This is a genomic window from Cupriavidus sp. FW305-46, assembly GCF_058787075.1.
The window spans coordinates 84020-107342 of sequence record NZ_JBYSZI010000009.1 but is presented as its reverse complement, the minus strand read 5'-3'; the positions used below and the strand labels follow the sequence as shown (position 1 = coordinate 107342).

Genomic DNA, 23323 nt, shown 5'->3' with positions numbered 1-23323 from the left:
TGCCCCATGCCCAGCCCGACCGTCGTTGTCACACGACCCGCCGGGCAGTCCCGGCAACTGACCGAGGCGCTGCAGGCCGCGGGCCTGGACGTACTCAGCTTTCCCTTGCTGGGCATCGGCCCGGCCGTTGACGACGCGCCGCTGCGCGCGGCGCTGGCGCGGCTGAACACCTTTGCGCTGGTGGTCTTTGTCAGTCCCAATGCCATTGCCTACGCGCTCGACGCACTGGCCGGCGTGCAGGGCGTGGCCGTGGCCCCATGGCCGGCGCAGGTGCCGGTGGCGGTGGTCGGCCCGGCCAGCGTCGCGGCCCTGGCCGAGCGCGGCATCGCGCCGCCCGCGTGCCGGGTGATCGCGCCCGCGGGCGCTGCCGCAAACGGACAGGGTCCCGATGACGCCGCACCGGAGGCCGAAGCGCTGCGCTTCGACTCCGAGGCCCTGTGGGCCCAGCTCGATCCCGCCGCGCTGGCGGGCAAGCCGGTCCTGATCATCCGCGGCAACGGCGGGCGCGACTGGCTGGGCGACCGCCTGCGCGAGGCCGGCGCCCAGGTCGAGGCCGTCGAGGCCTACCAGCGCACGCTGCCCGAACCCAGCGCCATGCAGTGGCAGGCCGTGCGCGACAACCTGCGTCCCGGCGCGGCGCCGCATGCGTGGCTCCTAACCAGTTCTGAAGCGGTGCGCAACCTTGACGCGCTGGCACGCCAGCATCTGTCGCCTGAGGAAGACGCTGCCCTGCGGCAGGTGCAGTGCATCGCGCCGCATGCGAGAATCGCCGAACAGGCGCTGGCGCTGGGCTTTCCCCATATCCTGCGCGCCGCCCCGGGCGATGCCGGCCTGCTGGCGGCGTGCCTGCAGTGGGCCGATGCCCATGCCGGTCCGGCGCCGGCAAGCATGGCCAGCGCGGCAATCGAAGCCAGCCCGCCCAGCGCCACAGCCGAAGCGCCGCCGGCCCCCGTGCCGGACGCAGCAGTTCCCGCAACGTCAACGAAGGTCGAACGCGTGACGCAAGAAACCACGTCCTCCTCCGCTACGCCGCCGCCCACGGCGGCCTCCGCAGCATCGGCGCAAGCCGCGCCCGCGCCGGGCCCCGCTACCCCCGCTGCTCCCAGTGCAGCCTCACGGCGGTCCGCTGCGTTGTGGGCGCTCGTCGCCGTGCTGGTGGTGGCGACGGCTGGCGGCTTCTGGTGGCTGCAGCAGCGCGTTGACCACCTGACCGGCGAGCTCGCGCGCCGCCAGCAAAGCAATGATGCGCTGGTGCAGGAGTCGCGCGTGCTCACCCACAACGCGCAGGACACGGTCAAGGAACTGCAGGCCAAGGTCGGTGCACTGGAGAACCAGGTCGGAGAGACCCGCGACAAGCAGGTGGCGCTGGAACAGGTCTACCAGGACCTGATGCGCAACCGCGACGACTGGGAAATCGCCGAGATCCAGCAGTTGCTGACCAGTGCCGGCCAGCAACTGCAGCTGACCGGCAACGTGCAGGTGGCGCTGGCCGCGCTGCAAAGCGCCGACGCCCGCCTGGCGCGCGCCGACAAGCCGCAATACAACCTGCTGCGCCGCGCGATCGCGCGCGACGTCGCGCGCATGAAGGCGGTGCCCGACACCGACCTGACCGGCTCTGCAATTAAACTGGACGAGGCCATCAACCAGGTCGACTCACTGCCGCTGCTGTCCAGCGAACGCATGCTGGAGCGCAGCGAGGCCGACGCCCGCAAGGGCGCCGCGGCCAACGGTGCCAGCGCGCCGGCCGCCGCCAACGGCGCGGGCCCGGGCTGGTTCACGCGCCTGTGGGATTACCTGCGCGAAGAACTGGCGCAGGTGGTCCGCATCCGCAAGGTCGACGACGCCGAGGCGCTGCTGCTGTCTGGCGACCAGGGCTGGTTCCTGCGCGAGAACGTCAAGCTGCGCCTGCTCAATGCGCGCCTGGCATTGCTGTCGCGCAACGAACCCGTGTTCCGCAACGACCTGGCCGCCGCGCAGGCGATGATCGGCCGCTATTTCGATACCAAGTCGCGCCGGGTGCAGGGGGTGCTGACGCTGCTGCGGCAGGCGCAGGCCGGCGCGGTCACGGTGCAGTTGCCGACCATGTCCGAAAGCCTGGGCGCGCTGCATGCCCTGAAGAAGGAGTAAGCCCATGCGCCTTCTGTTCTGGGTTGCGGTCCTGTTTGGCGGCGCCGTCGGGCTGGCCCTGTTCACGCAGTTCAACCACAGCAATGTGGTGCTGTTCTATCCGCCGTATCGCGTCGAGCTGTCGCTGAACCTGGCGCTGGCCTTGCTGCTGTTGCTGTTCTTCGTGGTGTGGACGGTGATGTCCACCGTCCGCCATCTGGCCGACATGCCGCGCCGCGCCGCCGCCTACCGCGAGCGCAGCCGCATGAGCAAGGCACAGGCGGCGCTGCGCGAGTCGATCGAAAACCTGTTTGCCGGCCGCTTCGCCCGCGCCGAGCGCGCCGCGCGCGAGGCGCAGTCCTGGGACGACCAGGCCCAGACCGCCGCGCTGATCGGCGCCCGCGCCGCGCACCGGATGCAGGAAACCGAGCGGCGCGACGCCTGGATGGCGCAGGTCACCGACCCCGAGCGCGAGCAGGCGCGGCTGGTGTCGATGGCCGAGTTGCTGGTCGATGCCCGCGATGCCGACGGCGCGCTGGAGACCATCGCCCAGCTGCAGTCGCAGGGCGCGCGCCAGATCCACGTGCAGCGCATCGCGCTGCGCGCGCACCAGCACCTGAAGAACTGGACCGAGGTGCTGCGCCTGGCGCGCTCGCTGGAAAAGCGCAACGCGCTGCATCCGGTGCTGGCGCTGCGGCTCAAGCAGATGGCCGTCGAAGCCATGCTGGAGGAACGCCGCCACGACGCCGACGCGCTGAGCGAGTTCTGGCGCTCATTGTCCGCCGACGAACGCCGCGCCACCCGCATCGCCGAACCCGCGGCGCGTTACTTCGCTGCGCTGGGCCGGCAGAACGAAGCCCGCCGCATCATCGAAGACGCGCTCAAGGTCAACTGGGACAGCCGCCTGGTGCTGCGCTATGCCGATTGCGCCGTTCCCGGCCACGCGCTGCCGCAGATCCAGCAGGCCGAGAAGTGGCTGGCCGCGCATCCCGCCGATGCCGACCTCTACTACTCGCTGGGCGTGCTGTGCCTGGGCGAGAAGCTGTGGGGCAAGGCCCAGTCCAGCTTCGAGCGCGCGCTGAAATATGCCGAGCCCGACCAGCAGCGCCGGCTGCGCGTGCGCACGCACCTGGCGCTGGCGCGGCTTTTTGAGGAAACCGAGCGCTTCGACGACGCGCAGCGGCATTATCGCGAGAGCGCGATGCTGGCGGCCTGAGGATTTCAGGCGCTCGCGAACTCACCGCTGACAAAGCCTGCAAACTGACGGCTTGCTCCCTCTTCCGCTTGCTGGAGAGGGAGCACACAAACGGTTGCCCAGAGCTCCGTGGCGCTTGTCATCCCGGGCCATCAACCATCCTTACGTACTTTCCATTCCATGACACTCGACCGCATCCTCCAATCCCAGGGCTTTGGCACGCGCCGGTACTGCGGCGACCTGATCGCGGCAGGGCTGGTCGAGGTCAACGGCGAACTGTGCGAAGACCCGCGCGCGCAATTTGAAGTCGACGGCCTGCGGCTCACCGTCGACGGCGAGGAATGGCTGGCCTGCACCAAGGCCTACCTGATGCTGAACAAGCCCACCGGCTACGAGTGCTCGCAGCGCCCGCGCCATCATCCCAGCGTCTACAACCTGCTGCCCGTGCCGCTGCGCCAGCGCGAGGTGCAGGCCGTGGGGCGGCTGGACCACGACACCACCGGGCTGTTGCTGCTGACCGACGATGGCCAGTTCATCCACGCGCAGACCTCGCCCAAGCGCAAGGTGCCCAAGATCTATGAAGTGACGACCGCCGAGCCGGTCACGCCGGAGCAGGCCGATGCGCTGTGCAGTGGCGTGCAGCTGCTCGACGAACCGGCACCGATCGCGGCAGAAGCGTGTGAGATCACCGGCGAACGCAGCCTGCGGCTGACCCTGGTGCAAGGCAAGTACCATCAGGTCAAGCGTATGGTGGCGGCGGCCGGCAACCATGTCAGCGCGCTGCATCGCAGCGCCATTGGCGGCCTGCAGCTCGATCCGGCCCTGGCCAAAGGTGAGTGGCGCTGGCTGACGGCACAAGAGCTGGCCGCCCTGACCCGCAAGGATTGAGCCAAGCGGCAGTTCCAGAGCGTGGCCGGGCGCTCATTGCTGCACTGCAACGCCCGCCAATCTTTTCCGGAAGACCCCCGGCGATTTGATAAAATGCAAGGCATGGCGAAGCCCGAAGCACCTATCAATCTGACCAATCAGTTCCTGATTGCCATGCCTGGCATGGCCGATCCGACCTTTTCGGGTTCCGTCGTCTATATCTGCGAACACAATGAGCGTGGCGCGCTCGGGCTGGTGATCAACCGGCCCATCGACATCGACATGGCCACGCTGTTCGACAAGATCGACCTCAAGCTTGAAATCCAGCCAGTCGCGCACCAGCCGGTCTACTTCGGCGGCCCGGTGCAGACCGAGCGCGGCTTTGTGCTGCATGACCCGGTGGGCGTCTATGTGTCGTCGCTGGCCGTGCCCGGCGGGCTGGAGATGACCACCTCCAAGGACGTGCTCGAGGCCGTGGCCAACGGCAGCGGCCCGCACCGCTTCCTGCTGACGCTGGGTTACTCCGGCTGGGGCGCCGGCCAGCTGGAGGAAGAGCTCAGCCGCAACGGCTGGCTGACGGTCCAGGCCGACCCCGAGATCATCTTCAGCGTGCCGCCCGACGATCGCTTCGCCGCCGCCATCCGGCTGCTGGGCATCGACTTCACCATGCTGTCCGGCGAGGCCGGGCATGCCTGATGCCGTGGGGCGTGAACTGCCCCGCGACGGCACGGTCCTGGCATTCGACTACGGCGAAAAAAAGATCGGCGTTGCGCTGGGCAACTTCATCACGCGCGAGGCGCGTGCGCTGACCATTCTCCCCAATATCACCGTGGAAGGCCGCTTCGAGGCCGTGGCGGCGCTCATCCAGGCGTGGAACCCGGTGCAGCTGATCGTCGGCATGCCGGTCAACCCCGAAGGGGGCGAGCAGCCCTCGATGAAGCTGGCGCGGCGTTTCGGCAACCAGCTCAACGGCCGCTTCGGCCTGCCGGTGGAGTGGGTGGACGAGCGCTATACCTCGCGCACCGCGTCGATGGCCGGCGCCCGCCGCGGCGAGCTCGATGCCGAGGCCGCCCGCATCATCCTGCAACAGTATTTCGACCAATTCCCGCTATGACGCAGATTTCCGTTCCCGACGCCGAGTCGCTGTACCGCAAGCTGCTGGACCAGGCCCGGGCCCTGATCCCCGAGGCCGAGCGTGCGCGCTGGTCGGTGGCCGGCATCCATTCTGGCGGCGCATGGATCGCCGCGCGGCTGGCCGCTGACCTGAAGCTGCCCGAGCATGGCGTGATCAACGTTGCCTTCCATCGTGACGACTATGCCAAGAAAGGCCTGCACAGCCAGGCCCAGCCGACCACGCTGCCGTTTTCGGTGGATGACCGCAACATCCTGCTGATCGATGATGTGCTGGCCACCGGCCGCACCATCCGTGCCGCCGTCAACGAGTTGTTCGACTACGGCCGCCCCGCGCGCGTGGCGCTGGGCGTGCTGGTCGACCGCGGCGGGCGCCAGCTGCCGATTGCCGCCGACCTGACTGCCGCCGAGATGGCGCTGCCGCCCGGCACCACGCTGGTGCTGTCGCGCCAGGGCGAGGGTGCTGGCGCACAATTCGCCTTTGCGACCGAACCTACCGATTCCGCCACCGGCTGAACCGGCCCGCATGCCCCAGGCGCGCCGTGCGCGCGTGACCCCCAGCTCCGAGACCAGACCACCCCCGTTTTTTGCCCGCGCCCGACCAGCCATGACCAAGACGTTCCGCAACCCGCAGCTCACCAAGAACGGCGAACTGAAGCACCTGTTGTCGATCGAGGGGTTGTCGCGTGACATGATCACGCACATCCTCGACACCGCCAGCCAGTTCGTATCGCTGTCCGACTCAGACCGCGATGTCAAGAAGGTGCCGCTGCTGCGCGGCAAGAGCGTGTTCAACCTGTTCTTCGAGAACTCCACCCGCACCCGCACCACTTTCGAGATCGCCGCCAAGCGGCTGTCGGCGGACGTGCTGAACCTGAACATCAACGCCTCGTCGACCAGCAAGGGCGAGTCGCTGCTGGACACCATCAACAACCTGTCGGCGATGTCCGCCGACATGTTCGTGGTGCGCCATGCCAGCTCGGGCGCACCTTACCTGATCGCCGAGCACGTCGCGCCGCACGTGCACGTGATCAATGCCGGCGACGGCCGCCACGCGCACCCGACGCAAGGCCTGCTGGACATGTACACGATCCGGCACTTCAAGAAGGACTTCACCAACCTGACGGTGGCCATCGTCGGCGACATCCTGCACTCGCGCGTGGCACGCTCCGACATCCACGCGCTGACCACGCTGGGCGTGCCCGAAGTGCGCGCCATCGGTCCGCGCACGCTGCTGCCGTCGGGGCTGGAGCAGATGGGCGTGCGCGTCTTCCACGACATGGAAGAGGGCCTGAAGGGCGTGGACGTGGTCATCATGCTGCGGCTGCAGAACGAGCGCATGAGCGGCGCGCTGCTGCCGTCGGCGCAGGAATACTTCAAGGCCTACGGCCTCACGCCGGAGCGCCTGGCACTGGCCAATCGCGACGCCATCGTGATGCACCCGGGACCCATGAACCGTGGCGTCGAGATCGATTCCGCCGTGGCCGACGGCCCGCAGTCCGTGATCCTGAACCAGGTGACCTTCGGCATCGCCGTGCGCATGGCGGTGATGGGCATCGTGGCGGGAAATAGCGACGAATGACGCGGTCGAGCGACACGAGCCAGAACACACTGAACCAGCCAAGCGACACGACAAGCCAAGCTATGAAGATTCACATCAAGGGCGGCCGCCTGATCGATCCGGCCAGCAACACCGACGCCACGCAGGACCTCTACATCGCCGCCGGCAAGATCGTCGGCGTTGGCAGCGCCCCGGCGGACTTCACCGCCAACAAGACCGTCGATGCCAGCGGCCTGATCGTGTGCCCCGGCCTGGTCGACCTGTCCGCGCGCCTGCGCGAGCCCGGCTACGAATACAAGGCCACGCTCGAATCCGAAGTGGCCGCCGCCACCGCCGGCGGCGTGACCAGCCTGGTCTGCCCGCCCGATACCGATCCGGTGCTCGACGAACCGGGCCTGGTGGAAATGCTGAAGTTCCGCGCCCGCACCCTGAACCAGACCCACGTGTACCCGCTGGGCGCGCTGACGCTGGGCCTGAAGGGCGAGACGCTGACCGAGATGAACCAGCTGACGGAAGCCGGCTGCGTCGGCTTCAGCCAGGCCGAGGCCCCTGTCCTCAACACCCAGGTGCTGCTGCGCGCGCTGCAGTACGCCCAGACCTTCGGCTTCACCGTCTGGCTGCGCCCGGAAGACCCGTTCCTGGGCGGCGGCGTCGCCGCCAGCGGCGCGGTGGCGTCGCGCCTGGGCCTGTCCGGCGTGTCAGTGATCGCCGAAACCGTGCGGCTGCACACCATCTTCGAACTGATGCGCAGCACCGGCGCGCGCGTGCACCTGTGCCGCCTGTCGTCCGCCGCCGGGCTGGAACTGGTGCGCCAGGCCAAGCGCGAAGGCCTGAAAGTGACCTGCGACGTCAATATCCACCACGTCTCGCTGACCGACATGGATATCGGCTACTTCAACTCGCAGATGCGCTTCTCGCCACCGCTGCGCAGCCCGCGCGACCGCGACGCCATCGTCGCCGCGCTGGCCGACGGCACCATCGACGCCCTGTGCTCCGACCACACGCCAGTGGACGACGACGAGAAGCTGCTGCCGTTCGCCGAGGCATCGCCGGGCGCAACCGGCCTGGAACTGCTGCTGCCGCTGACCCTGCGCTGGGCCGCCGAGCACAAGGTCCCGCTGGTCCAGGCACTGGCCCGCATCACCGCCGAGCCCGCGCGCGTGATCGGCCTGAAGGCCGGCACCCTGGCCGTCGGCAGCGCCGCCGACGTGTGCGTGTTCGACCCCAGGCAGGTCTGGAAGGTCGACCGCCGCTCCATCAAGAGCCAGGGCAAGAACTCACCGTGGCTCGGCTACGAGATGGAAGGCAAGGTCCGCATGACCCTGGTCGGCGGGCAAGTCGTCTACGGAAACCACGCCCACGCATGATCTGGCTGCGCAAGACCGCGCTGGTGCTGCACCTGCTGCGCGGGCTGGTGACCTGCGCCTTGCTGTTCCCGTGGCTGGGCGTGCGCACGCGCGAGTGGCATATTCGCCGCTGGTCACGGCGGTTGCTGCGGATTTGCGGGGTGGAGGTGGAAGTGGTGGACGCCACCGGCGCAGCGTCGCACGGCGCTGGCCGCCAGGGCGCGATGGTGGTTTCCAACCATATTTCATGGCTGGATATCTACGTCATCCACAGCTGGCAGCCGGTGCGGTTTGTCGCCAAGTCAGAGATCCGCAGCTGGCCGCTGATTGGGTGGCTGTGCGACAAGACGGGAACGATCTTCATCGAACGGGCGCGCAAACGCGATGCCCACCGCGTGCTGCACGACATCACCGACGTGATGCTGCAGGGCGACCTCGTCGGCGTGTTCCCGGAAGGCACCACGACCGACGGCACCGAGGTGCTGCCATTCCACGCCAACCTGATGCAGGCGCCGATTTCTGGCGGGTTGCCAGTTCAGCCCCTGGGGCTGAACTACCTCGATGCCGCTACGGGGCAACCAACGCTTGCCGCCGCCTACATCGGCGAGACCACGTTGCTGCAGTCACTGGAAGCGGTCTTGCGAGCACCCCGGATCAAGGCCCGGCTGGTGATCGGGCCCGCGCTGGCGTCGGCCTCGGGTGACCGTCGCGAGCTTGCGAACTCCGCCAGGGAGGTGGTCGCCCACCTCAGCCAGGGCGCGCCGGAACACGCTGCCGCCGCGGCCCGACGGCTGAACCACCCCGTCGAGCCCGGTGGCGTGCCCCAGCCAAGCTCCGCTGCCATCAGCTAGCCGTCCTGTCGTCCCCGCCAACGCGGGATTGCCAGTCAGGCCAGCGGGTCACAATATTGCGGGCAATCAACCTGAACGACGGTCCGTTCGGCAGGATCCTGTGCCAACCGGGCCGCCGTCAGCTTGCCACCCCAGACGCAGCCAGTATCCAGCGCCATCAGATTCGGCCGCATGACCAGGCCCAGCGTCGACCAATGGCCGCATACCACGGTCACATCCTCGGTACGCCGCCCCGGCACGTCGAACCACGGCATGAACCCGTCCGGCGCCTTGCCCAGGCCTTCCTTGGTCTTGAAGTCCATCACGCCATCGACAGTGCAGTAGCGCAGCCGGGTGAGGGCATTGACCACCACCCGGTGGCGTTCGATGCCGCGCAGGCCGTCGTGCCAGCGGTCGGAGGCGTTGCCGAAGATGTCGGCGAGGAAGCGTTGCCAGTTGGGGCCTTGGAGTTGATCTTCGACTTCGCGGGCGAGGTCGATGACCTGGGAGGCGGTCCATTGGGGGAGGACGCCGGCGTGGACCAGGAGGAAGTTGTTTTCCAGCAGGGCCAGGGGGCGATGGCGGAGCCAGATTAGCAAGTCCTCACGGTCGGGGGCGGTCAGGATGTCGTCCAGGGTGTCGGATTTGCCTTTTTTGCGCACGCCAGCGGCGACGGCGAGGAGGTGGATGTCGTGGTTGCCGAGGACGGTTTCGGCGCGGCTGCCCATAGCGCGGATGGCACGGAGGGTTTGGAGGGAGGCTGGCCCGCGGTTGACCAGGTCGCCGACGAAGCGGAGGGCTGGCGGGGTCGGCAATTCTGCCAGTAGTGTGTCCAGTGAGGCGGCACAACCTTGTAGGTCGCCGACAGCGTGGAGTGTCGAATGAGGCGCTTTATTGTTGGGCATCAGAGCCGGAGAAAAAGTATTTCGCTTCTATTTGTAGTTTTGTGACCGATATACCGTGGCATGGTTACATGAGGCTACAAAAAGAGGGGGAGGTGACGTAGGTTAGAGCAATCCGTCGGATAGAATACCGCCACTTCTGCAGGCACTTAACGCCCCGCCGTCCAGGATGCGGACAAGGTGGGCGCTCGGCTTTTGCCGGGTCATCGAAACATATCGAGGCAAGGAGCAAGTTTTGTCGCATATTTTGGTCACAGGCGGTGCCGGGTTTATCGGCGCCAATTTCGTTCTAGCATGGTTGGGCGACAAGTCGGCGGATGGGGTCATCAACGTCGATAAACTCACCTATGCAGGCAATCGGAAGACGCTGGCGTCGGTCGAGGACGATCCACGGCACGTGTTCTCGCAAACGGATATTTGTGACCGTGATGCCTTGGACGAGCTCTTCGCGACCTACAAGCCGCGCGCAGTCGTGCACTTCGCAGCGGAAAGCCATGTAGACCGGTCCATCCATGGTCCGGGCGAATTCATCCAGACGAATATCGTTGGTACCTTCACGCTCCTGGAAGCGGCTCGCGCTTACTGGGGCAGCCTCGAAGGGCAGGCCAAGTCAGACTTCCGCTTCCTGCATGTCTCGACCGACGAGGTTTTCGGCTCGCTGAGCGAGACCGATCCCCAGTTCTCGGAAACGACGCCGTACGCGCCCAACAGCCCGTACTCGGCATCCAAGGCGGCCTCGGATCATCTGGTGCGCGCATACCACCATACCTACGGCTTGCCGGTCCTGACGACGAACTGTTCCAACAACTACGGTCCGTATCATTTCCCGGAAAAGCTGATCCCGCTGATTATCGCCAATGCGCTGGCGGGCAAGCCGCTGCCGATCTATGGCGATGGGCTGAATGTGCGTGACTGGCTGTACGTGCGTGACCACTGCTCGGCGATCCGTGAAGTGCTTGCCAAGGGCCGACTCGGCGAGACCTACAACGTCGGCGGCTGGAACGAGAAGACCAACCTGGACGTGGTGCACACGCTGTGCGATCTGCTGGACGAACTGCGTCCGAAGGCCACCGGTTCTTACCGCGACCAGATTACCTTCGTGAAGGATCGTCCGGGGCATGACCGCCGCTATGCCATCGATGCTCGCAAGCTGGAGCGCGAGTTGGGTTGGAAGCCGGCGGAGACGTTTGAATCCGGCATGCGCAAGACGGTGCAGTGGTACCTGGATAACCAGGCGTGGGTGCAGGACGTGATGTCTGGCGAGTACCGGAACTGGGTGGCGAAGCAATATGCAGCGTAATCCCGCGGTTCCGACCATTCTCGTAACGGGCAGCAACGGGCAGGTGGGGTTTGAACTGCGCCGGAGCCTTGCGCCGCTGGGAAACGTGGTGGCACTGGATCGCACTGGCTGCGACCTGTCGCGACCGGACGAAGTCCGTCGCGTGGTGCGTGATTGCCGGCCCGACGTGATCGTCAATCCGGCGGCCTACACTGCGGTGGACAAGGCGGAAACTGAGGTGGATCTGGCCTTTGCCATCAACGGCACGGCACCCGGCATCCTCGCCGAGGAGGCAAAGGCTCTCGGCAGTCTGCTGGTCCACTATTCGACCGACTATGTCTTTGACGGCACCAAGGACGGTGCCTATGTCGAAAGCGATGCCGTCAATCCGCAATCGGTCTATGGCAAGAGCAAGCTGGCCGGGGAGCAGGCAATTGCCGCGGCCGGTGGTGCCGCCCTGGTTCTGCGGACCTGCTGGGTGGCTGGTGCTCATGGCGGTAACTTCGCCAAGACCATGCTCAAGCTCGGCCGCGAGCGCGACAGCCTGCGCGTGATTGCCGACCAGTTCGGCGCTCCCACCACGGCCGCGCTGATCGCCGATGTGACCGCACAGATCGTGGCGCGACACTGGCTCCACGGCAACCGCCAGGCCTTTGCCTCCGGCATCTACCACCTGGCAGCCGCCGGCGAGACCACCTGGCACGCCTACGCCACCGAAGTGCTGCGCTACGCCGCGACCCAAGGCATCGACCTGAAGGTGGATCCAGCCCGCATCGAGGCCATCCCCGCCACGGCGTATCCCCTGCCTGCTCCGCGTCCGGCCAACTCCCGCCTGGACACCGGCAAGCTGCGCCAGACCTTCGGTATCCATCTTCCAGATTGGCAGCAAGGTGTGCACCACCTGCTGAACCAGATCTTTTCCTGAGCAAGACATCATGCGCAAGGGCATTATCCTCGCCGGAGGTTCCGGTACTCGGCTCTATCCGATCACGCGATCGGTCTCGAAGCAGTTGCTGCCGGTGTACGACAAGCCGATGATTTACTACCCACTGTCCACGCTGATGCTGGCGGGGATTCGGGACATTCTGATCATCTCCACTCCGGAAGATACCCCGCGTTTTGTCGATATGCTCGGCGACGGGAGCAAGTGGGGCATCAACCTGCAGTATGCGGTGCAGCCGTCGCCGGACGGGTTGGCGCAGGCTTTCATCATCGGGCGTGACTTTGTCGGCAACGATCCGTCCACGCTGATTCTTGGCGACAACATCTTCCATGGCCACGATCTGGTTAGCCAGTTGACTCGCTCGGCCCAGCAGTCGGTGGGGGCAACGGTCTTTGCATATCACGTGCATGATCCCGAGCGTTATGGCGTCGTTGAGTTCGATGAGAACTTCCGTGCGTTGTCGCTCGAAGAGAAGCCGCTGAAGCCGCGTTCCCACTACGCTGTTACTGGGCTGTATTTCTATGACAACCAGGTTTGCGATATTGCCGCTGATATCAAGCCTTCTGCACGCGGCGAGCTCGAGATTACCGATGTCAACAAGCGTTATCTGGAGATAGCGCAGTTGGATGTGGAGATCATGGGGCGGGGGTATGCTTGGCTTGATACCGGGACGCATGAGTCGTTGCTGGAAGCAGCCAGCTTTATTGCCACACTGCAGAACCGCCAGGGGCTGATGGTGGCTTGCCCTGAAGAGATTGCTTACCGCAGCAAATGGATCAGTGCGGAACAGGTCGCCGCGCTGGCCATGCCACTTACCAAGAACGGGTACGGCAAATACCTGCAGCAAATCATCTCGGAGTCCATCAAATGAGTCTGAACGTCATTCGCACTGCGATTCCGGACGTCATGATCATCGAGCCAAAGGTGTTCGGCGACGATCGTGGGTTTTTTTTCGAGAGCTTTAATGCTCGTCAGTTCGAGGAAGCGACTGGCGTGAGGCGGGAGTTCGTGCAGGACAACCATTCCCGTTCAGTCCGTGGGGTCCTCCGCGGCCTGCATTATCAGATCAAGAACCCGCAAGGCAAGCTGGTGCGCGTGGTGGCCGGCGAGGTCTTCGACGTTGCCGTGGATATCCGCAGGCAATCCCCGACATTCGGTCAATGGGTCGGTGTCGCGCTCTCCGCCGAGAACAAGCGCCAGCTGTGGGTGCCTGAAGGGTTTGCGCATGGCTTTGTCGTGACTTCAGAGTACGCAGAGTTCCTGTACAAGACCACTGACTACTGGTACCAGGAGTTCGAACGTAGCATTGTCTGGAATGATCCGACGCTATCGATCGACTGGCCGATAGCCGAACCGATGCTCGCAGCGAAGGATGCTGCAGGCCAGCGCTTCGACGCGGCGGAAGTTTTCGAAGACGCAGTTTGAGTTTGCTCTCTTTCTGCCTGATGCTGGTAGCGAGGACGATGTGAGTCTAATTCCAATCATTCTGAGTGGCGGCGCTGGCTCCCGGCTCTGGCCGGTATCGCGCGAACACCATCCTAAGCCATTTATCCGGCTCGCGGATGGACAGAGCCTGCTGCAGAAGGCCTATCTTCGGGCGGCGGGCTTGCCTGAGGTTGAGCATGTCATCACGGTGACCAATCGAGAGCTCTTTTTCAAGACCGTCGACGAGTACCGGGAAGTCGGTATCGATGGCGTTCGCACGTCGTTTCTGCTGGAACCTGCGGGGCGCAATACTGCAGCCGCGATCGCGGTAACTGCGCGGTATGTGGCCGATACGTTCGGTGAGGACCAGGTCTTGCTGGTCCTCACCGCCGATCACCTGATCGCCGATCAGTCTGCGTTCGCTGAAGCCGTTGCACGTGCGGAAGCACTATCGCGCGATGGCAAGATCGTGACGTTCGGGATCCAGCCCGATTTGCCGGAAACCGGCTTTGGTTATATCGAGGCGGATGGAACGAAGGTTGTTCGCTTCGTAGAGAAGCCAACGCTGGAAAAGGCTCAGGAATATCTTGCGTCTGGGCGTTTCCTGTGGAACTCCGGCATGTTCTGTTTTACCGCCGGCAGCATCCTCCGCGAACTGAATGAGCACCGGCCGGACATTCTTGCCGCCGCTACCGAATGCATGAAGCAATCGCATGTCGCAGCTGGCCCGGAGTGGACCCAAATCGATTTGGATTCCATAGCTTTTCGAGCGGTTCCTGATGAGTCACTTGATTATGCCGTGATGGAGAAGTGCACGAGTGCCTCGGTGGTGCCTTGCAACATTGGATGGAGCGACATCGGGTCATGGAAGGCGCTTGGCGACCTACAGAAGGCTGACGCGCACGGAAACAGAATCGACGGCGACGTGGTCATGTATGACGTCACTAACTGTTTCGTGATGAGCCATGAACGCCTGATTGGAGCGGTGGGCGTCGAAAATCTCGTTGTGGTCGATACGCCCGACGCGCTGCTGATTGCCCACAAGGATCGCACGCAGGATGTGAAGCACATCTACGGCGAGCTGAAGAAGCGCGGTCACGATACCTATAAGCTACATCGCACTGTGCGCCGGCCTTGGGGTACCTATACGGTGCTCGAAGAGGGTCCGCGTTTCAAAATCAAGCGGATAGAGGTGAAGCCGGGCGCGAGTCTCAGCCTGCAAATGCATCACCATCGCAGCGAACACTGGATCGTGGTGCGCGGCACCGCGAAAGTGGTCAACGGCGAGAAATCGTTTCTGGTTGCCACGGATGAATCAACCTACATCCCCGCGGGACACAAGCACCGGCTTGAGAATCCGGGTGTTGTCGATCTCATCATGATCGAAGTGCAAAGCGGAGATTACCTCGGGGAGGACGACATCGTCCGATTCGAAGACGTGTATGGACGTGTCTGATATGGATATTGCAGCAACTGGACGCACGGAACGGCATCTTGCGGAGCATGCCGGGAACGATGACCTGATCATCGGCATTCGCTCGGCGCGGATCTGGGGAACGCTGGGCTGGCATGACATCAAGCAGCGGTATCGACGCTCGGTCATTGGACCATTCTGGTTCACGCTGAGCACGGCAATCATGGTCGTGGTTCTTGGGGCGTTGTATTCAACGTTGCTGCACCAGGAAATCCGCGACTATCTTCCATACTTGGCCGTCGGCCTGGTGGTATGGCAGTTCATCGGTGCAGTGGCCAATGAAGGCTGCTTGTCGTTTATCGGGGCGGCTTACCTGATCAAACAGGTTCGGATTCCGTTGACAATTCACGTTTGTCGGATTGCGTGGCGTAATTTTGCGATCTTGCTCCATAGCCTCCCGGTAGTAGTGATCGTGCTGATCGCGTTCGGTCACTGGCCGACCTGGGAGTTTTTTCTGGTGCCGCTGGCTCTCGCGCTGTTGCTTCTGCACGGCATTTGGGTCGGTGTCTCGCTCGGCGTCTTGTGCGCGCGGTTCCGCGACATTCCGCCAATCGTCGGCAATTTGATCCAGGTCGTGTTTTTCTTCACGCCGGTTATGTGGTCGCCGGAGATATTGAAAGAGCGCAGCTGGGTGGCCGAATATAACCCGTTGTACCACCTGATCGAGACGGTTCGCGCGCCCATCACCGGCCGGCCTCTCCATTGGGAGTCGTGGGCATGGTCAATCGGTTTGCTGGTGTTTGGCTTTGCGGTCGCGCAGCTGTTGATGCGTCGCTATCGCAACCGTGTTCCTTATTGGCTGTGACATTGTGAGCTCATACATTAATGCCCGGGAAATTTCGGTTTCCTTTCCCATCTACGAAAACTCGCATCGTTCACTCAAAAAGGCGGTGTTGAACCTGACAACTGGCGGCCGGATTGGCCGGGACGCAGGCAATCACGCGGTAGTGACGGCGCTGGATCAGCTTAGCTTCCGCTTTTCTGACGGCGAGCGGATTGCTTTGGTCGGCCACAACGGTTCTGGCAAGACCACGCTGTTGCGGACACTGTCCGGAGTCTACGCCCCGGTGAGCGGCATGCTGGAAACGAAGGGCAAGATCGCCTCGCTGCTGGACGTGTCAATGGGACTGGATCCTGATGCGACAGGCTTCGAGAACATTTATCTTCGCGGCATTCTGGATGGCCTGACACCGGCAAAGATCCGCAGCAAGATTGATGAGATTGCTGATTTCAGCGAGTTGGACGAATACCTGAACTTGCCGGTACGGACGTATTCGAGCGGCATGATGTTGCGCCTGGCGTTTGCTATCTCGACGAGTGTTGAGGCAGACATATTGATCATGGACGAATGGTTGAGCGTCGGTGATGCGGCTTTTGCCGAGAAGGCCGAAAAGCGGCTCGGTGCACTGGTTCAGAATGCATCGATCCTGGTGGTTGCCTCACATGACCCGAATATGGTGCAGCGGATTTGCACTCGGCGAATCGAAATGCAGCACGGCAGGATCGTATCCGATACTCCGATTGCTCCCGCAGTGGCCGAAGAAGTGGCGTGGCAGGAGGCAAGCTGACTTACAGACGAAAGTCTGGACAAGAAATGCCGCGACGTTGCTGATCGCGGAACAGAGAGCTGGAAAGACAATCACCCATTGTGGCGACCGACATGCATCGGCCGCCAGCAATGCGGCAGAAGCCCAATTGAATTGAGATGCGAGCTGATCACCCTTTGCTCCAGTACGGCGAAACGCTTTTTGCACACCAGCCATTGAGGCTGGCCAAAGGCATCGTAGGCGGCTATGTCGCCTATCCGATCGCCCATCGCATGGAGCGACGTGACGTGACCGCCAAAGTGGCGGAGCTCCGCCATCACTACAAATTGCCGTTTCCGCAACGTCGCGCCATTGCACTAGGGTGGTTGCGTGACATTCTGTGCTTTGCCGGCTCCGAGGTGCCGTACTACCGAGACCTGTTCCGAGCGATCTCATTCAATCCCGAAAAGGTCACGGATGCGCGCCAGCTTGAAGTACTTCCCTATCTGACGAAGGACATCATCCGCGAACAGGGCAATCGACTGCTCTCCAGGCCGTTGGAAAGCCTTCGTCATCACGCTTGCAAGACTGGTGGTTCTACTGGTCTGTCGTGCACGATATTCTACGACCAGCCTGCTGCCGACTATTCGTCATCCGTAACGTATTTCGCACGCCAGGCAATCGGCAAGCTGCGCCATCGTTCGGAGCTGCACTTTGCGTGTCGTTTTCCCAACGATCCAACTCCCGAATGGCCATCGCGCGAAGACTTCAAATGTTTCGCGATGAATCGCAGCAATATCTTCTTTGACCGTATCGACGATGTCGGCCTGGAGGAGATCTGGACGACACTGAAGCGGCGCAAGCCCTATCTCGTGCACGCGCATCCGTCGACGATCCATGCGTTGGCCGCCTATGTTCAACGTCGATATGGCGGCGGCAAAACATTTGCCGTGTTCGAGTCGAGCGGTGAGTTGCTCGAGCCAAAGGCGCGCGAGCTGATTGCGTCGGCATTGCGTTGCCGCGTAGTGGATCGTTACGGCCTGGCCGAGCTGGGAGTGATGGCTTATGAATTGAACGGTTCTGGAAAGGGCTTGCAGGTCCTCGAGTCGGAAGGCTGGCCCGAGAGTCGGCCGCTTTCCGACAACGCCGATGGTGCGCATGAACTTGTTTTCACCGGTTTTCGCAACAAGCTTATGCCGTTGATCCGTTACGCCACCGGCGACCTTGCTGCCGTTGAAGAGCGTCCGGACGCGTTCGTTCTGACAAATATCATAGGCCGTATCCACGATGTCGTCCCGATCAACGGCGTCGACTATCCCACCCACCACATTCAGGACATCCTCGACCATCGAGTTGGTGGAATTCAGGAGTTCCAGATCGATCTGCGTACGACGTTGCCGACGCTGCGACTCGTGCTCGAACCATGGGCGAATCCCGACGAGACGCGCCAGAAGCTCAGGGCGTTTTGGCCGTCGGGGTTCGATATCGCCTTCGTAGGACATGATGACTTCGTGCGCGTGGGGCGCCGCGCAAAGTTCAGGCACGTGGTGACAGGATGATCGGCGTATTGTTCGCGCAACCGTCGAGTACAGCGGGCCGGCTTGTTGTCGCGGCCCTGCGCCGATCGGTCAGCCGCGCGCAAGTTGCCCTGGCCGGACACGGTGCACTAGATGTCGGCTATCCGATACTTGCCGCCGTCGATTTACCCGATTCCTGGGGGGATCTACTGGTCGGCTGGCTGCGCGGTGGGCGCCGGAAGCTGATTCTTTTCGGCACGCTTCCCCCTGTATTGGCAGACAGGCTTGGATGGGCATCCGCAGAATGGCCGGCGTCGCTACCTGAAGCGAGCCGGAGCCAGGCGGCGCCAAGCCGCGCCTGGCGTGCCAGCCCAGCAGTTGTCGCCTATGGTGAGCGTGCCGCCATACTAGGCGGTGCGAAGTGGGAACGGGCCTTCGAGCGATTCGACTTCACAGACGAGTGGAATAACCTTGGCTTCGGCGCGATCCGGGCTGATGGTTCGCCCTGGGCCGTGTCTCGCGCGATGGACGCAGGCGCCGATGAAATTGCTGCAGTTACTGTCGATGGCGTTCGTGCCGGTTCGTATGCCGCACTCGGAGAGTTGGCCGACGCGAGCGTGTTGTGGTTCAACCGTCCAGTTGGGCCTTGCGATTCGTTCGAATGGCGGATTGTTGAGGCATTTCTCGCGAACCATCGCGCCGAGACCTTGCCATGCCAACCAGTTCTGAGCGAGATCCCATGGGGCTATGATGCCGCGATCACATCGCGCTTGGATTGCGACGAGGACGTGGAATCAGCACGCCCGTTGTGGGACGCATATCGTGACATGGATATCCCATTCAGCCTCGCGGTTCACACAAGTAATCTCGCCGCCGCGCGCAATATTCCGCTGCTTAACGAGTTGCTTGCTCAAGGCGGTGCGCTTCTGTCGCACACGGCCACACATGCACCCAACTGGGGGGGCAGCTACGAGGCTGCTTTGCAGGAAGGCTCACAGTCCGTCATCCGTCTCCGTGAGGCAACAGGATGCCACGTGCGCTACGCCGTTTCGCCGTTTCACCAGTCGCCAGGCTATGCGCTTCATGCCCTGGCCGACATAGGCTACCAAGGTTGCATCGGTGGCATCATCCGCAATGATCCCGAATTCGTTCTCGCGCGCGGCGGGGAACTTGCCGGGTTGCCGGCCGGTTTCATCGGACATAGTCAGCAATGCATGCTGCACGGCGAATGCATGCTGGCAGAAGGCGATCCACTGGCGATCTTCAAGCAGGCGTTTGATGTTGCTCGGGACACCGGCACACTGTTTGGCTACCTTGATCACCCGTTTTCCGAGCGTTACGCCTATGGTTGGCAGGATGAGCGGAGCCGGATCGACGCACATCGTGCGCTAGTCGCCTATATCCGCCAGTCGAGCGACAAGCCGCTCTTCATGAATGAGGATATCGCCATGGACTTCGTGCGCGCCAAGTCGTTGACGCAAGTCGTAGCTGGAGGCGATGGCTACAGGATCGCGGCGGCACCGGTGCATGTCGGTGCCCTCGGCTTCGCGGTTGAATACAAGGGCCACCGTTTGCCGGTATCAAAGGAGTTGTGCTTGTCATGAAGGTCTTGGTCGTCATGGGTACGCGCCCGGAAGTCATCAAGCTGGCCCCAGTTATCACCGCTCTGCGGCCGCTAGTGGATACCGTTGTTTGTAGCAGCGGCCAGCATCGCGAGATGCTTGAGCACGCCATGTCGTTTTTTTCGCTCAAGCCGGACCTGCGGTACGACGCAATGGTTCCAGGTCAGTCGCTGAATGCGCTGACAGCACGTCTGATAGCGCAGTTCGACGAGGCATTTGAGGTGGAGCAGCCAGACTGGGTGCTCGTGCAGGGGGACACGACTACAGCGCTGTGCGCGGGCTTGGCAGCTTTCCATCGCGGGATCAAGATCGGGCATGTGGAGGCGGGCTTGCGCACAGGCGATCTTGCGAGCCCATTTCCGGAGGAGGCAAATCGGAGTCTGCTTGGCCGCATTGCTACTCGGCATTTCGCGCCGACTGCACGCGCACGCGCGAGCCTTCTCAGCGAAGGTGTTCGCGATGATGCGATTGTCGTGACCGGCAATACAGTTGTTGATGCTATCAATGCAGTGCGGCAGAGTTGGAACGAAGCCCCGCCGTCGGTGCCGGCGGAGCTTGCCGCACTGAAGGATGGAGCGCCCCAGATTCTCGTCACTTGCCATCGTCGGGAGAATCATGGCGAGGTGTTGCTTGCTATTTGCCGGATGCTCAGGCGCCTCTGTGCCCGGTATCCGGAATATCAGTGGGTCTTCCCGGTCCATCTGAATCCAAAAGTTCGGAAGCCGGTTCTCGAAGAGTTGTCGGGCATCGCGAATCTTGTTTTGCTTGAGCCGGTCGACTACCCGACCAGTCTCTATCTGATCAGCCGCAGTGTGCTGGTCGTCAGTGATTCTGGTGGGATCCAGGAGGAGGCTCCCACGTTTGGCGTGCCTACTGTCGTCATGCGTGATGTGACAGAGCGAATGGAAGGCATCGATGCCGGCTATGCCACATTGGCCGGGCGTTCCGATATCAACATAGAGCAGGAAGTGATTCGCTGGCTGGAAGAACCCACACGCCGGGAGGCTCTGGCTGCCAGAAGCAATCCCTATGGCGACGGCCGCGCTGCGGAGCGGATTGTGGCGAGCCTGACTGGCGAGCCAATGGAGGCGTTCCTTGGGTAGCCATCAAGTGTCTGGCGCCGTTGGCGATTGCGTGCTGTTTTCTACCGCAGACTGGGACGAGCCGTATTGGACTAACAAGCAGCATACGGCGCGCGTCCTTGCCCGCATGGGCTGGCGTGTTCTCTATGTGGAGAGCGTTGGGCTGCGTGCACCACGCATGGCGAGCCAGCGCGACTGGGGCCGACTCTGGCGCCGGCTCTGGCGTGGCATGCAGTCAGTGCTGCTTGGCGCTCCCAGGCGCGATACCAATATATGGGTGTTCTCGCCCCTGGTCGTGCCCGCCCTTCACCACTGGCCGCTGGTCCGACGTTTCAATCAGGCATTGCTGCGCAGCGGCATCAGCCGCTTTGCGCGCGCGCGCGGTATTCACAAACCGCTGGTTTGGACGTATCACCCGTTCATGATGGATGCCGTCGACAGCCTGGAACGCGGTGCGCTGGTTTATCACTGTGTTGATGACCTGGCCGCAGTTCCTGGTGTCGATGTGGAGGCATTCAACATGGCAGAGCGGCGGCTGCTGGCCGAGTGCGATGTAGTGTTCGCCACGGCAATGTCGCTCAAAGAACGTTGTCAGTCATTCAATCCGAACACGTACTTTCTTGCTAATGTCGTGGATGATCGCCACTTCGGTCAGGCACTTGAGCCAGGACAGTTGCCACCGGAACTGGCCGCGATCCCCGAGCCGCGCGTCGTCTACCATGGTGTGTTGTCTGATTTCAAGGTTGACTTCGGTCTGCTGCTTGCGGCAGCACGCGCGCGCCCAGACTGGCAGTGGGTATTCATCGGCGAGGAGCGCGAGGGTCAGCGGAGTAAGCCGGTCGCTGAACTTGCACAATTGTCCAATGTGCATTTCCTGGGCTACCGCAGCTATGCTCAGTTGCCGGACTACCTTCGGGCCATGTGCGTCGGTTTGCTGCCGACATTGCTCAACGACTACACGAAGTCCATGTTCCCGATGAAGTTTTTTGAGTACCTTGCAGCCGGCCTGCCGGTCGTATCTACGCCGCTCGCGTTTACCGAGGCACATTCGGACGGCCTCGAGGTCGGCGCTGACGCCGACAGCTTTGTCGCTGCAATCGAGAAACAGCTCGCGCGCGGCAAGCTGAGTCGTGACGAGGCATGCCGTTTCGTTGGCGACAATACCTGGGAAGCACGTACCACCAAGATGCTGGATACGGTTCGCAGCCTGGAGGCACGCGCATGAACGATATGCGATTGCCTGTATATCCCCCTGGATGCGCTACCAGTGCTGACGGCGGCGGCGTGAAGCCGCTTCGCGTGCTGCATATCTATCGCACTTACTTTCCTGATCCGCCGGGTGGCCTTCAGGAAGCTATTCGGCAGATTGCGCTGTCTTGCTCTGAGCGCGGAATCGAATCGCGGATATTCACGCTGTCGCCGACGCCAGAGCCGGAAGTCGTGAGTTTGCCTGAGGCTCAGGTCGTTCGTACCAGGTCGTGGGCGGAGCCGGCTTCTTGCGATCTCGGTGGACCCCAGTCCCTTCTCCGCTTTCGCGCGCTCGAGCGTTGGGCTGATGTGCTTCACTTTCATTTCCCGTGGCCATTCGGCGACGTGCTGCGCATGCTGGGTCGAAGGAACAAGCCGGCGGTGATGACCTATCATTCGGATATTGTTCGGCAGCGCTATCTGGGAATGCTGTACAAGCCGCTAATGCAGCGAATGCTTGACTCAATGGATGCGGTAGTTGCGACGTCCCCGACGTATGCACACACGAGTCCGGTACTCAGAACGATGGTGAACAAGCGGCGGCTGCATTCGATTCCGCTGGGTATCGGGGACTACGCCAGCGCGACGCCGACATCGAACGACGCGGCGCTGCTTGCGCGCTTTGGCCTGGATGATGATTGCGCCGGTGCTCCAATCTTCCTGGCGCTCGGCGTGCTCCGCTATTACAAGGGCCTGCACACACTGATTGAGGCTGCAGGTGATGTACCGGCAACGATCGTGATCGCAGGATCCGGCCCTGAGATGGAAAGCCTGAGGGCGCTGGCTGTGAAGCATCGCGCTGACCGGGTTGTGTTTGCCGGTCAGGTTTCCGACGCAGAGAAGGTCGCACTATTACGTCGCTGCCGCGCGCTTGTGCTCCCGTCGCATCTCCGATCGGAGGCATTCGGCATGGTGCTGGTCGAAGCCGCAATGTTCGGCAAGCCAATGGTCTGTTGTGAAATTGGCAGTGGCACATCGTTCGTGAACGAGCACGGTGTGACCGGCTTCGTGGTTCCGCCTGAGGCGCCAACAGAGATGGCCGCAGCGCTTCGCCAATTACTGGCTGATTCGGCACTTGCTACGAGGATGGGCAAGGCCGCGCGTGAACGGTATTTGCGCTTGTTTTCGGGCACCGCGCTTGGCAAGGCTTATGACGATCTGTACCAGGAGGTCGCTCAGACGCATTACGCTGCGCACAGGGTCACTGGAGCAGGCGCGACGGAAGGCTCGTGTTGATCGGGAATGCCGAACAATTGGCAAGCCCGACTG

At 62.9% G+C, this 23323-nt stretch carries 22 protein-coding genes; 21 read left to right on the top strand and 1 reads right to left on the bottom strand.

Features of this window, described 5'->3' with window-relative positions:
• Window positions 1–6: 6 nt before the first annotated feature.
• The 9 genes from hemDX (at window position 7) to AC3WON_RS06720 (ending at window position 9057) form a co-directional block, all read left to right on the top strand.
• The gene (gene hemDX / locus AC3WON_RS06760) at window positions 7–2127 is read left to right on the top strand and encodes a fused uroporphyrinogen-III synthase HemD/membrane protein HemX (RefSeq protein ID WP_492351454.1); all 2121 of its coding nucleotides are present in this window, start codon (window positions 7–9) and stop codon (window positions 2125–2127) included.
• A gap of 4 nt (window positions 2128–2131) precedes the next feature.
• Window positions 2132–3322, top strand: coding sequence for a heme biosynthesis protein HemY (locus tag AC3WON_RS06755; protein ID WP_492351453.1), 1191 nt, complete (start codon window positions 2132–2134; stop codon window positions 3320–3322).
• Between the two features lie 159 nt (window positions 3323–3481).
• Window positions 3482–4189, top strand: a complete 708-nt coding sequence (locus AC3WON_RS06750; RefSeq protein ID WP_492351452.1) for a pseudouridine synthase — start codon at window positions 3482–3484, stop codon at window positions 4187–4189.
• 102 nt (window positions 4190–4291) lie between these two features.
• Window positions 4292–4864 (top strand): YqgE/AlgH family protein, encoded by a 573-nt coding sequence (locus AC3WON_RS06745; RefSeq protein ID WP_010813828.1) that lies wholly within the window; start codon window positions 4292–4294, stop codon window positions 4862–4864.
• A complete protein-coding gene (gene ruvX / locus AC3WON_RS06740; RefSeq protein ID WP_492351451.1) occupies window positions 4857–5282 on the top strand; it encodes a Holliday junction resolvase RuvX in 426 nt (141 codons plus the stop codon). The genes AC3WON_RS06745 and ruvX overlap by 8 nt, the downstream gene beginning before the upstream one ends.
• Window positions 5279–5815 carry a bifunctional pyr operon transcriptional regulator/uracil phosphoribosyltransferase PyrR gene (gene pyrR / locus AC3WON_RS06735; protein WP_492318869.1) on the top strand — a complete coding sequence of 179 codons (537 nt, stop codon included), beginning with the start codon at window positions 5279–5281 and terminating at the stop codon, window positions 5813–5815. The genes ruvX and pyrR overlap by 4 nt, the downstream gene beginning before the upstream one ends.
• A gap of 91 nt (window positions 5816–5906) precedes the next feature.
• Window positions 5907–6881, top strand: a complete 975-nt coding sequence (locus AC3WON_RS06730; protein ID WP_010813825.1) for an aspartate carbamoyltransferase catalytic subunit — start codon at window positions 5907–5909, stop codon at window positions 6879–6881.
• 62 nt (window positions 6882–6943) lie between these two features.
• A complete protein-coding gene (locus AC3WON_RS06725) occupies window positions 6944–8227 on the top strand; it encodes a dihydroorotase (RefSeq protein WP_492351450.1) in 1284 nt (427 codons plus the stop codon).
• Window positions 8224–9057 (top strand): lysophospholipid acyltransferase family protein, encoded by an 834-nt coding sequence (locus tag AC3WON_RS06720; RefSeq protein ID WP_492351449.1) that lies wholly within the window; start codon window positions 8224–8226, stop codon window positions 9055–9057. The genes AC3WON_RS06725 and AC3WON_RS06720 overlap by 4 nt, the downstream gene beginning before the upstream one ends.
• Window positions 9058–9092: 35 nt before the next feature.
• On the opposite strand, the gene AC3WON_RS06715 is transcribed toward AC3WON_RS06720, so the two are convergent.
• Window positions 9093–9941, bottom strand: a complete 849-nt coding sequence (locus AC3WON_RS06715) for a symmetrical bis(5'-nucleosyl)-tetraphosphatase (RefSeq protein ID WP_492351448.1) — start codon at window positions 9939–9941, stop codon at window positions 9093–9095.
• 232 nt (window positions 9942–10173) lie between these two features.
• On the opposite strand from AC3WON_RS06715, the gene rfbB reads away from it, so the two are divergent.
• From rfbB to AC3WON_RS06655, 12 genes are all read left to right on the top strand, one after another.
• Entirely contained in the window at window positions 10174–11238 is a 1065-nt protein-coding gene (gene rfbB / locus AC3WON_RS06710; protein WP_492351447.1) for a dTDP-glucose 4,6-dehydratase, read from the top strand.
• On the top strand, window positions 11228–12142 hold the full coding sequence (rfbD, locus tag AC3WON_RS06705; protein WP_492351446.1) for a dTDP-4-dehydrorhamnose reductase: 915 nt from the start codon (window positions 11228–11230) through the stop codon (window positions 12140–12142). The genes rfbB and rfbD overlap by 11 nt, the downstream gene beginning before the upstream one ends.
• 10 nt (window positions 12143–12152) lie before the next feature.
• Window positions 12153–13031 carry a glucose-1-phosphate thymidylyltransferase RfbA gene (gene rfbA / locus AC3WON_RS06700; protein ID WP_492351445.1) on the top strand — a complete coding sequence of 293 codons (879 nt, stop codon included), beginning with the start codon at window positions 12153–12155 and terminating at the stop codon, window positions 13029–13031.
• Window positions 13028–13585 (top strand): dTDP-4-dehydrorhamnose 3,5-epimerase, encoded by a 558-nt coding sequence (gene rfbC, locus AC3WON_RS06695; protein WP_492351444.1) that lies wholly within the window; start codon window positions 13028–13030, stop codon window positions 13583–13585. The genes rfbA and rfbC overlap by 4 nt, the downstream gene beginning before the upstream one ends.
• A 40-nt stretch (window positions 13586–13625) precedes the next feature.
• Window positions 13626–15041 (top strand): mannose-1-phosphate guanylyltransferase/mannose-6-phosphate isomerase, encoded by a 1416-nt coding sequence (locus tag AC3WON_RS06690; RefSeq protein ID WP_492351471.1) that lies wholly within the window; start codon window positions 13626–13628, stop codon window positions 15039–15041.
• Between the two features lies 1 nt (window position 15042).
• Window positions 15043–15864 (top strand): ABC transporter permease, encoded by an 822-nt coding sequence (locus AC3WON_RS06685; protein WP_492351470.1) that lies wholly within the window; start codon window positions 15043–15045, stop codon window positions 15862–15864.
• A 1-nt stretch (window position 15865) separates the two neighbouring features.
• Window positions 15866–16627: an ABC transporter ATP-binding protein gene (locus AC3WON_RS06680; RefSeq protein WP_492351469.1), complete on the top strand. Its 762-nt coding sequence runs from the start codon at window positions 15866–15868 to the stop codon at window positions 16625–16627.
• Window positions 16628–16764: 137 nt separating this feature from the next.
• Window positions 16765–18144: a phenylacetate--CoA ligase family protein gene (locus AC3WON_RS06675; protein WP_492351443.1), complete on the top strand. Its 1380-nt coding sequence runs from the start codon at window positions 16765–16767 to the stop codon at window positions 18142–18144.
• Window positions 18141–19706 carry a polysaccharide deacetylase family protein gene (locus tag AC3WON_RS06670; protein ID WP_492351442.1) on the top strand — a complete coding sequence of 522 codons (1566 nt, stop codon included), beginning with the start codon at window positions 18141–18143 and terminating at the stop codon, window positions 19704–19706. Before AC3WON_RS06675 ends, AC3WON_RS06670 begins: the two co-directional genes overlap by 4 nt.
• Window positions 19703–20827, top strand: coding sequence for a non-hydrolyzing UDP-N-acetylglucosamine 2-epimerase (gene wecB, locus AC3WON_RS06665; protein ID WP_492351441.1), 1125 nt, complete (start codon window positions 19703–19705; stop codon window positions 20825–20827). Before AC3WON_RS06670 ends, wecB begins: the two co-directional genes overlap by 4 nt.
• 31 nt (window positions 20828–20858) lie before the next feature.
• The gene (locus AC3WON_RS06660) at window positions 20859–22031 is read left to right on the top strand and encodes a glycosyltransferase (RefSeq protein ID WP_492351440.1); all 1173 of its coding nucleotides are present in this window, start codon (window positions 20859–20861) and stop codon (window positions 22029–22031) included.
• On the top strand, window positions 22028–23290 hold the full coding sequence (locus AC3WON_RS06655; RefSeq protein WP_492351439.1) for a glycosyltransferase: 1263 nt from the start codon (window positions 22028–22030) through the stop codon (window positions 23288–23290). The genes AC3WON_RS06660 and AC3WON_RS06655 overlap by 4 nt, the downstream gene beginning before the upstream one ends.
• The last annotated feature ends 33 nt before the right edge of the window (window positions 23291–23323 follow it).